This is a genomic window from Phormidium pseudopriestleyi FRX01, from assembly GCF_017313335.1.
GTDB classification, from domain to species: Bacteria; Cyanobacteriota; Cyanobacteriia; order Cyanobacteriales; family Laspinemataceae; genus Laspinema; species Laspinema pseudopriestleyi.
Genome location: NZ_JAFLQW010000340.1, coordinates 1 through 11,285 on the forward strand (window position 1 = coordinate 1; position 11,285 = coordinate 11,285).

General features: G+C 46.8%; 6 protein-coding genes. 4 read left to right on the top strand and 2 right to left on the bottom strand.

Annotated features, from left to right (window positions below; genetic code table 11):
- The first annotated feature begins 678 nt into the window (after window positions 1–678).
- The 3 genes from J0895_RS12840 to J0895_RS12850 all read left to right on the top strand — a co-directional run bounded on the left by J0895_RS12840 (window position 679) and on the right by J0895_RS12850 (window position 5,870).
- Window positions 679–4,062 (top strand): hybrid sensor histidine kinase/response regulator, encoded by a 3,384-nt coding sequence (locus J0895_RS12840; RefSeq protein WP_207088485.1) that lies wholly within the window; start codon window positions 679–681, stop codon window positions 4,060–4,062.
- Between the two features lie 84 nt (window positions 4,063–4,146).
- Window positions 4,147–4,374 (top strand): hypothetical protein, encoded by a 228-nt coding sequence (locus tag J0895_RS12845; protein WP_207088486.1) that lies wholly within the window; start codon window positions 4,147–4,149, stop codon window positions 4,372–4,374.
- A 212-nt stretch (window positions 4,375–4,586) separates the two neighbouring features.
- Window positions 4,587–5,870: a phospholipase D-like domain-containing protein gene (locus tag J0895_RS12850; RefSeq protein ID WP_207088487.1), complete on the top strand. Its 1,284-nt coding sequence runs from the start codon at window positions 4,587–4,589 to the stop codon at window positions 5,868–5,870.
- A 136-nt stretch (window positions 5,871–6,006) separates the two neighbouring features.
- Here the strand turns inward: J0895_RS12850 and J0895_RS12855 are convergent, their stop codons facing one another.
- Both J0895_RS12855 and J0895_RS12860 read right to left on the bottom strand, forming a co-directional pair.
- A complete protein-coding gene (locus J0895_RS12855) occupies window positions 6,007–8,484 on the bottom strand; it encodes an ATP-binding protein (RefSeq protein ID WP_207088488.1) in 2,478 nt (825 codons plus the stop codon).
- A gap of 470 nt (window positions 8,485–8,954) precedes the next feature.
- Window positions 8,955–10,406 carry a bifunctional orotidine-5'-phosphate decarboxylase/orotate phosphoribosyltransferase gene (locus J0895_RS12860; RefSeq protein WP_207088489.1) on the bottom strand — a complete coding sequence of 484 codons (1,452 nt, stop codon included), beginning with the start codon at window positions 10,404–10,406 and terminating at the stop codon, window positions 8,955–8,957.
- Between the two features lie 268 nt (window positions 10,407–10,674).
- On the opposite strand from J0895_RS12860, the gene J0895_RS12865 reads away from it, so the two are divergent.
- On the top strand, window positions 10,675–11,250 hold the full coding sequence (locus J0895_RS12865; protein ID WP_207088490.1) for a hypothetical protein: 576 nt from the start codon (window positions 10,675–10,677) through the stop codon (window positions 11,248–11,250).
- Window positions 11,251–11,285 lie beyond the last annotated feature (35 nt).

An 11,285-nucleotide genomic window follows, 5' to 3' on the forward strand; every position in this document is an offset into this window, starting at 1 on the left:
ATCGAAGATTGGATAGACCAACTGCCTAACCCCACAGAACAAGACTCTGCCCATTAACATGGGCGCGAAAGGGTTCGCTACATCCCACGCTTAAAAGACGTGGGTTTTGCTCCCCTCTCGAACTCTCCCGCTCTATAAAGGGTTTTTCAGGAATTTCTTGGAGAATTCAGGTGCTAGGATTGATTGCACCGCGCGCCTAAATATTCCAGTCAGTTAGGGATAATTTGGTGGCGAGGACAGTTGACCTCTTCCTGTGGATAGATTTAGGTTGAATCCCTGGGGTGAGAAGTTAAGGAGGGGAGGGTTTGGGGACAAAACCCCTACAGAGGCATCGTAATTGTTTCGTTAAGGGGGGGAGGGTTTGGGGACAAAACCCTCTTGCTCTCACCTCAATAATGAGGCAAAATTTTCGGAAATCATAAGCGACTCTAGGACGGTTGGTACAGTATGGGGAAGAAACCGGGTTTCTTGAGAAAATTTCTGGGATTGAGTAACCTTTTGTGGGATTGTATCCGGGTCCTAGGAGGGTCCAGTGCCAAGTCTAGCCTCTGCTGTCCGTGCTAAAATCAGAAGTCAACACCCCAGAAAGATTTGGCCGGATTCGATTGACCTGATCCTAAACTGGCGATTCACCTGATGCCCTGGGTTCCATCATTCACTATTGTCTAGAAAAATTTGATGAAACGCCCTATCCGGATTGATACGCTTCAATGGTTTATTGGCATTTATCTTGCCATCCGGGGAACATTAATGCTGATGTTGCCACACAAGGTTGCCAGCGATATTTTTGCCCCTTTTCAACCTTATGTGACGGGGTTGGGCGCGTTGCAAGTGATGGTAGGCGCTGGGTTGATTGTGGTGGCGACTCTGCTACCTCTGCGGTGGAGTATCCTGGGCGCTCATCTGATGGCGGGGGTGGTGTTGTTCCAGATGGGAATCGGATATGCCTCTGGGGGCAAGTTGATGGGGGTGGTGGGGGCGTTGAGCTTGGGATTGGCGCTGGCGATCGCACCCTTTCTAGGCAATGAGGATGAGCGTAGATATCGGCACAGGGATGCACAGACTGGGGCGATCGACCTGTTTGCCGTGGCAATGGGATTGAGAATGGCGATCGAAGGGCTGCTATTCCTCACCCTATTGAATCCAGAATTACAGGAATCCTTGTCCCCGGTACTGCCTTCCTACCGAATACCCTACGCCCTCCTCTATTTAGCGATCGGACTGAGTGTCTTAGGGGTTCAGCTTTACCCGAAAGTCCCTCGCTGGCTGTTTCAATTGGTGCATTTCTTCGCCGGGATTTTCCTTTGGACCTGGATTCTCGGGAGGGGGTTTTCTTTTTGGAATGGAGTGCTCTCCTACGCAGTTTTGGGAACGGCTTTGGCATTCCTGCCCTCGATTGGCCAGCGCCTGAACCGGCTCGATCCTTATTCGTTACAAACCCGAGTTGCCGTCGCATCGATTGGCATCGTTACCTTACCCCTGGTATCGTTAACTACCCTGGTGTCTCTTCCCCAACAGCAAGCGACTATCGATCACTCTCTGACGGTCCAGCAGTCCCTGGCGGTTGCCCTCTCTCAGGATATCGCCACCTATATCAACCTGCACCGTTCCGCGATCATTGCCCTGGGGAATCAGCCCGGATTGGCCGAAATGGAGCCGGAACAACAGCAGGCTCTCCTCCAGGTCGTTCATGAGGCTTATCCTGATATTCAGGTGTTAAGTACCTTTAATGCCAATGGTCAGGAGATTGCCCGTAGCGATAACCAGCCCCTAGGTCCCTCAATTCGGGAGATGGCTTCTTTTCAAGAGATCCGCTTGACGTCTCAACCTATTCTGAATTTCCAGGTGGGTAGAACCGTGAATCTGCCGGTGGCATTTTTTCTGGTGCCGATCAAAAATTCTCAGGGAGAATTTGCAGGGGCTCTCTCCGGTTCGATCGCCTCGTCACGGATTACGGACCAACTCGGGCGGATGGCGGCAGATACGAACCTGAAAGCGTATCTGGTTGATGCCAAAGGACGGGTGATTGCTCATCCCAATGTCCAGTTGGTCAATTCCTTTGCTGACTTCGCCCAAGTTCCTCCGGTGGCTGCCCTTTTGGATGGTTCCATTTCCTTGGGAAAACTCAGTTATTGGAATGGACCTATCCGAGAATTGGTGGGGTATGCCCGAGTGCCGGATTTTGGCTGGGGTGCGATCGTGGAACGTCCGGCAAATCAAGTGTTAGAGACCTTGAATGTTAGACGGGAGCGGGATTTTGCGGTGCTGTTGTCCGTGGCAGCAGCTTCGTTAGCAGTCGGGGGGTTCCTCTCTCACCGCTTGACTAACCCCCTGAGAACTCTGGCATTTGCCGCACAAGAGTTAGGAAAGGGCAATTCAATGGCTCCTTTACCGAATAGCAATATTACTGAACTGGCAAATTTATCTTTGGTGTTTGGAACGATGCGCGATCGCCTGGTTCGACGCACCAACGAACGCGATCGCGCTGAGGCGGAGTTACGGCAAAGTGAGGCGAAATTTCGCCGCTTGGTGGAATCCAATATTATTGGGGCGATCGTGGTGGAAATTGAGGGTCCAGTGATTGAAGCCAATGATGAATTTCTTCAGATGATGGGCTATACTCGCGCTGATTTAGCCTCGGGTAACATTCATTGGCTGAAAATTGCCCCTCCCGAATATTTTGAGGGCGATCGCCGCATCACTCAGGAATTGCAAGAAACCGGGGCGTTCGCTCCCTTTGAAATCGAATGTATCCGCGCCGATGGTCGTCGGGTCCCGGTGTTACTCGGGGCGGCCCGATTAGAAGAAACGGAGGATAAGGCGATCGCTTTTGTCCTGGATTTGACCCAGCGCAAACAAATGGAACAAGAGCGCGAACAACTCCTCAAGCGAGAACGAGCGGCCAGAGAAAATGCTGAATCAGCCAACCGGATTAAGGATGAATTTTTGGCGGTCCTCTCTCATGAATTGCGATCGCCCCTCAATCCGATTTTAGGCTGGGCTAAGTTGCTCCGTTCTCGAACTTTTGACAAAAAAACTATTGATAAAGCGTTGGAAACCATCGAGCGCAATGCCCTGTTACAAACTCAATTAATTGAGGATTTACTCGATGTTTCTCGGATTCTGCAGGGCAAATTAACCCTGAATGTCCAACCTGTTAATTTAATCTCAACAATCACTGCCTCCCTAGAAACTGTTAGCTTGGCAGCGGAGGCGAAATCTATTCACATCGAAACTAGATTTGATAACGCCGCCAGTCCGGTTGCTGGTGATCTGATTCGCTTACAACAAGTGTTCTGGAATCTGCTCTCGAATGCGGTGAAATTTACCCCGGCTAATGGGCAAATTGAGGTGATTTTAGCTCAGGTGAATTCAATGGCTCAGATTCAGGTGAAGGATACAGGAAAAGGCATTGCTCCCCAGTTTCTGCCTTATGTGTTTGAATATTTTCGCCAGGAAGATGGCGGGACGACGCGCGCTTTTGGGGGTTTGGGGTTGGGATTGGCGATCGTCCGTTATATTGTGGAACAGCATGGGGGTGAGGTAATGGCAGAAAGTGCCGGTGAGGGCTTAGGCTCAACCTTTACGGTCAATTTACCCCGGATGTCTGTGGAGGCAACTCCAGATGCTGGCGATCGCCCCCCGCTGAGTCTGATGGAGAATTTACAGGGTCTGCGCGTGCTGCTGGTGGACGATGAACCGGATCTGCTGGAGTTGGCCGTTTTTACCCTGGAGGAAGCTGGAGCACAGGTAACCGGGTGCGCCAGTGCTGCCAAGGCACTCACGGCTTTGCATCAAACCCTCTATGATCTGCTGGTTTGTGATATCGGAATGCCTGACATCGATGGATATATGTTAATGCGTCAGGTACGGGCATTTCCTCCCGAACTCGGGGGCAAAATTCCGGCGATCGCTCTGACTGCCTATGCCAGTGAACTGGATCGTCAACAAGCTCTTTTAGCTGGGTTTCAGTTACACTTATCTAAACCCATTGAGCCAGATTTGTTCATTCAGGCGATCTCTCAACTTCTCCAATCTTCTCCAGAGGTTGACTTAAAGTAGCCTGTCGGGCCAATTTCTCTAGGACCGCATGAACAAGTTTTTGACTGTTTTCTATCGGATGGAGAGTTGATTTATGAGTAAAGATTGGCTGCTGTTTATCGGCTGTATAATTGGATTAATTCTCTATTTAATACTCCATTCAATTGTCAAAGGTCTATAAAAACCCGCACCCGTCAACGGTGGATCTACACGGACAAAGCCAGCGGGCGCGGCGTCAAAGCGAAAACCGACTTTTACCAACCGGACTTGGTATTGGGACTCTATCCTGAGATAGAGACAGAAAATATCAATTTCGTCAATAATTTAGAGTGAATTACTCTATGTGATAAACTCACTTCTAAACTTGCGATCGCTGAAACGGCATGGGGGAGAGAATTTAGATCGGAGGATACGCGACATCTAGTCTGGAAATTAGAGATTTTCCAAATTATCCGGGTCAATCCCCAAACGGTGAAGTTCACTGCAATTTAGAGGAAGAGTGCCCTCACGAGAGAGGCTAAACCGGAAAATGACAAGGAGAAATAATGAATTCGGTAATTGTATGGATTTTCGGGATAATTATTGGACTGGCGATACTTCTGTTGATTGCTTTGTATATTCGAGGAACCTTTCGCGATAGCGTAGAATACAAGGTAAAAAATCCACCGACTCCGGGAGAGCCCCGCTTTGCGATCGCCCAAGCAAGCTTATCCAATTCTTTAATCACCTCCGCTTTAATCACCGATGTTTGGAATGATTCACCCACCATTCAACAAGTCAGACTCGATGCGATCGCCAATGCAAAACGTTCTATCCATTTTGAAACCTTTTTCATAACTCCGGGACAACGAGCGAATGACTTTGCCGCCGCTATTGCCGAGCGCTCCGCCGCAGGAATAGATGTTAAATTATTGGTAGATAGCTACGGTTGCAAAAAGATGTCCAAGAAATATTGGAACCGCTTAAAAGCTGCCGGAGTTAACGTGCTTTTTTTCAATCCATTTGACTGGAAAGCTCCGGCAGATTATGCCGGGAGAACACACCGAAAATTACTCGCCATTGATAGTCAGGTTGCCTATATTGGAGGTGCGGGAATTTCTGACTTTTGGGACGGCAAGTCCGGTTCCGGAGAAAAAGAACCGTGGTTTGATTGTGAATTTCGTTTAGAAGGAGAAATTGTTGCCGTATTAGAAGGGGTCTTTGTTCAACATTGGACTTATGCAAGTGGGGTGGCAGATCTCGGTCCGGAAACCTTTAAAAAAGACCAGGCACAAAAGCCGATTACTCTCGTCACTCCTTCATTTAATCCCACTTACCGATTTTCCCCCATTCGAGCTTTATTTCAAACCAATTTATTAGCCGCCCGAAAGCGAATTTGGTTGGCGAGTCCCTATTTTTTTCCAGACCTTAATTCCCAGGATTTGCTGATTGCCGCAAAAAAGAGTGGTTTGGATGTTAAAATTCTCACCACCAGTTCAGTCAGCGATAAAAAGAAGGTTTATTACGCTTCTTATGAAGGATATGGACCGATGTTAGCTGCCGGAATTGAAATCTATGAATATCAACCGAGTATGACCCATGCCAAGCTATTATTGATTGACGATCTCTGGATGACAACCGGAAGTGCTAATTTCGACCCCCGCAGCTTTTTTCATAACGATGAATTAGATTTTTCCACCGGCGAACCCAATGTTTTAAAAGAAGTTGAGCAGATTTTTCAACGGGGTTTTTCTAAATCTAAATTAGCCAGTTTGGAAGATTGGCGCAAGCGATCGCTCTGGAAGCGAATGGTGGGACAAACCGTTCGCTTCTTTCAATGGCAACTCTAAGGGCGTTAAATCGCTGATTTTACGGTCTCTAAGTCCGGGGGTATAATAGTTGCTAAATAGGGAACATAAACCTGGTTGCTTGCCCCCCGGACTCATGCTGTAGGGATGCTGGATTGGGATTAAACCCGGTATGGGTTTATCCAACTGAATCGACGGGTTTAGTAGCGTTTGGAGAAGGCTGTCGAGTGGGAATTTCTAGGATAAATTCGGCCCCCTGGGACAGTTCGGAAATACAGCGAATCTCACCTTGATGTTTTTGGACGACAACTTCCTGGGCGATCGCCAACCCAACCCCGATGGATTGTTTCGTAGATTTGGTGGTAAAAAACGGCTCAAAGATTTGGTCCTGAAGGATTGGGTTAATCCCCATCCCATTATCGGCAATACTAATTAAGACGCGATCGCCTCCTAAGACTTCTGTGCGAATCCGAATGGTTTTTGGTCCCGGGTGATTGGGGCGGGACTCTAACGCCTCGATCGCATTGGAGAGCAGATTCATAAACACTTGATTGAGTTGGCTAGGATAGCACTCCACTTGGGGCAAATTTCCATAGGCTTTGACAACTTGAATTCCCGGCAAACCCCCTTTCCCTTTGAATCGATGTTGTAAAATCAATACCGTGCTATTAATTCCCTCGTGAATGTCCACCGCCTTTAGTTCAGATTCATTCAATCGCATGAAGTTTCGCAAGGCATGAACTAAATCTCGAATGCGTTCTGCACCCCCTTTCATCGACCCAATCAAGCTGGAAAAATCTTGGGACGTAAATTCCAGATCGATTGATTCTATCCTTTCTAAAATCTCCGGGACAGGTTCAGGATAGTGTTCTTGGTACAGATACAATAGATTGAATAAATCCTCAGCATACTCCTGGGCATAAGACAGATTCCCGGTGATGAAGTTAATCGGATTGGTAATTTCAGCGGCTATACTGGTAATTAACTCTCCCAGTTCCGACATCTTTTCTTGTTCGATTAACTGGGTTTGGGTGCGCTGGAGTTCTTGCAGGGCTTTGCCAAGCTGATGGGCTTTTTCCTGGGTTCTCGCTTCGGATTTCCGCAAGGCTGCATTTAATTTCGCCAGTTCATCCGCCTGCCGCAGGACGATAGGCACGATCGCATTTTTGAGGTCTAATGCGGCATCAATTTCACAGGGTTTCCAGGGTAAAGATTTTAATTTGACAATTTCTTGCCACACTTCAAAGGATTTTCTAGGATGCAGTCGAGGATTTCTTCCCGGCAACAGTTCAAACGGTGTATTTGGATCTCCCGCCCACTTGACGTGATGAATCACCTCGGATCTAAACCATAACACATAATGCTTTGGTTCTTTGGAAATCGCCACCGCCAGCAATCCACTGGCGATATCTTTATAAGATTCTGCTTCGGGATAAACACTCGCAAGGGCATTAGTGTGGTAAACGTTGGGAAAATTGAGTTCTTCCAACCACTGAATTAGATGTTCGATGCGATCGCAACTGGGAGTTTTTCCCAGTTGCTGACAGGTTCCTTTAAAATAACTCACCGCCCCATCTGCCATGACTAGATTAAGTAAATTCGGCTGCCTGTTTACTAATCCGTCAATAAAGTTAGCCTCCACTGACATATATTCTACTAATTTTGCCGTGGTTGCTTGCAATTGCAGACGATATTCATAGTAGCTATCATCTTCTTTAGACCGGAGTTCCAATGCCATAACCTTGGCAAAAAATTCGCAGGCTTTTCTCACTTCATAAGACACATATTTGGGTGAATTATGATGGCAGGCAACCAATCCCCAGAGTTTTCCCTCTTTGACAATCGAAATCGACATCGATGCACTGACCTTCATATTTTGAAGATACTCGATATGACAAGGGGAGACGCTGCGAAGAACCGAATGGCTCAAGTCAAGGGGCTTTTGGTCCAGGGGTTTCGTCGCCGGGACAATGGGAACAGGTTTGTAGTTGACATCGACAATTAATCGGAGCAAATTAATTGAATAAAGTTGTCTCGCCTGGGGTGGAATATCCTCCGCTGGATAATTTAAGTTTAACCAAGAGTTCATAGACTCCAGTTTTTCCTCCGCCAAAACTGCCCCATGTCCTGCGGTGTCAAATCGATAGAGCATTACCCGATCAAATCCCGTAATACTTCTAACTTCTTTGACCACAAATTGACAGAGTTCTTGAAAATTTTTGGAATTTTGAATCGTCGATGCAGCCGCTTCTACCAACTTATAAAAGCTTAAAAATCCCACGGTTTTCGGAGAAAGTGCCGGTTCGAGATCTAAAATTAAACAATCGGGATGAGCCCGATGAACAATTCCATCAAAATAGAGGGTTTTCCAGTCAGTATGAATGGTTATATTCAGAGGATTGACACTCCCCAAGGTCTGATAATTTATAGCTTCTTTGAGAGCATTCACTTGAGTGGCATCTAGCAACATTTCTAAGGGTTGGTTCAGAAATGTTTCTGCTGGGTGGCCAAAAAAATCAGCGGTATTGTTGCTTGCTTGTAATATCTTGAGGTCCTGGGAGATGACGAACAGGACCCCATGCGGTTGGATTAAACCGGGACTTTGGATCGGTTCTCGTTCGTAGTTTGCCCAATTTACTGTTTCTGACTGCATCATCTGAATTCTCCGACTGTCTGGGTGAATTGAGGACCTGGTTTGAGGACCACTGGGTTTAGAGAGGGAGGAAATTTGGCCTTTTCTAGTTATTTAAGTGGAGGTTTATTTTAGCCGGTTATTTTCCTTAAACTTTTATTAAGATTTTATCATAATCCTTGACTCATGCTTTACTTTTTGGCCAAAAAAAATTTTTTGTAACAATTCTTAATTTTCTGATTGTGCAAGTCCCAATCGTGACAGAAAACCGTCGAAACCTAGAGGGTTCAGGATGAGCAAAACCCAGAAGGATCAACCCCTGTACCTGAAATATTCGGTTGGTGAGAGGGGGTAACGGAATGGGCTGCGATCGCACTTTTACAGCCACAATACAGCCCGTTCCGACTCGGATCACTGTCCCCTCGGGGCTATACATGGACTCAATGGCCGAAGCAACCAGCAGATTGGGCAAAATCCGGATTTCTCAAGGGGAATTAATGAGTCTCTTTAAACAACTGGAATTGGCGATCGCTCAGGCGACCTGCATCATAAAGAGTTTCAGCAATTTCTGAAAGCGTCAAGACCGAATGAGCTTGATACCCATTGACTTTTAATCGCTGTTTCACCCCTTTTTCATGGTCGAGAAAGACCACAATATCCTCCACCTTCAACCCAGTCGATTGCAGCTTTTGCGCGCCTTCTATAGCACTTTTTCCACTAATCAGAATATCATCCACCACCACCACGGTTTCCCCGGGATTAAAATGACCTTCCACTAACCGCCTCGTCCCATGTGCCTTCACTTCTTTTCGGGGGAAAATCATCGGGTAATTTAACCGTAAAGACAGTCCCGTTGCTGTGGGTAATGCTCCGTAGGGAATTCCCGCAATTCTGTCAAATTTTAGGGTTTTTAAAACCTCAGCATAAGCGCCAATAATTTTTTCAAAAATTTGGGGATTAGAGATGATTGTTCGCAAGTCAACATAATAGGGGAAAGTTTCTCCAGATGCTTGAACATATTCTCCAAAGATGATGCAACCCAACTCATATAATTGCAGAATTAAATCCGTATGGGGATGAGCATCGGTGACTGGAATATCTGGAAACCACACCGGACAAGCTTGGGCCTCCGATGGGATACGAATTCTGACTTGATTAATCGTTTCTCGCAGTCCTAAAGTTAGGAAACCGGCATTTTCATGGCTTAAATAATCTTGGGGAACTGGCAGGATTAAGCCATCTCCTTGACTGTTTAAACCGGCCTTAAGGATATTAGCTAAAACTGTTCCTTCGGACCAGATACTACGAGCCAGAATCAGCCGTTCTGGGGCCACGGACCGGACTCGCCCCAAGACTTCCGGTTTATTGGTTCCCACCTCAATAGCGACCTGTTCCGGAGTCCCCCAAGTCCGGGTTTCTTTGACGATTTCAAGGTACAAGGGCGCGTCATTTTTTGGATAATGTTGCAAGACTTGCGCTGCCGGATTGGAGGTATGACACAGGACAAACACCGCTTTATCCGGATACAGTAAAAACGGGGCGGCTAAATCTTGCCCGGGATAGGGACTCAGGGTCACCGCATCCACCTGCCAGCGTTCAAAAATTGTCTGGGCAAATACGGTACTACTATTGAGATCCGAATGCTTGACATCTAAAATTACTGGGAGGTAACTGGGAATCGCTTGTAAAATTTGCAGCAATAAATCTAAGCCTTCAGCCCCCAAAGCGGTGTAGAATCCGAGGGTCGGTTTGTATGCACAAACCAGTTCAGCGGTTTGGGCAATGATAAAATGCAGCCAATCCGTCAATTGCGCGATCAGCGTCTCTGGGTTATCTGGGGTCCCGAACCGCACGGGAAGCGCCTCTGGATCTGGGTCAAGTCCCACGCACAAAAGGCTATTATTGCGGTCGATCGCACTTTGCAATTTATCGCTAAAATTGATCATAGTCGGTGGAGATTGAATCGATTTTGCCCGAATTTTGCTCACTTCCCCCGGTTTTACCCACCGGGGAAATGACCCACGGCGATCGTCGCAAAACCCGGTCTAAAATTACCAATTTACTATTCACTAATGCTGTGAATTTTTGTTAAAACCGGAGATTTCGGATGTCAATGGAGTATAACTTAGGGAATGAACGGATGAGGGAGGAACAGAGGAAATCTGTTGTTGCCCTCACTCTGGCTTATTTTACCATTAATGAGCGATCGCCACGATGACTGGAGAAAAAATTGGCAAATACCTCACCCTAGAAGAATTTTGTACCTGTACGCAAACCTATCAAACCTACAAGGATCAGATTCATCCCTTTCCTGAAAACCCCCAGGAAACGATTCCGGCAATTTTGGCGTTAATCGAGACAATTGTCGATCCGGTTATTGAGGAATTTGGACGCGATCGCTTTCGGTTGACTTATGGGTTTTGTTCTAAAGATTTAAAGCGCTATCTGGATAAAAAAGACCCAGTAACCGGACGAAAAAATGGTCGAGTAGCCCCAGAATTGGACCAACATTTAGCCCATGAGGTGAATCAAAAGGGCCAGTATTATTGTAACCGCCTGGGTGCTTCCTGTGATTTTCTAATTCTCGATTTATCCAGTGCAGCTTTAGTCGATTGGATATTGGCCCATCAATTACCCTTTGATTCCCTTTATTTTTATGGAGAAACTCGCCCGATTCATATTAGCTATGGTCCGCAACAGAAACGGGATATTTGGACATTTACTCGGGGAAGACAGCCGACTAAAAAAGGAATTGAACCGTGGGTGGAGTTGGCGAATAAGATTAAATAAACCCGCACCCTGAAGGGTGGGGCTATACGAACAAA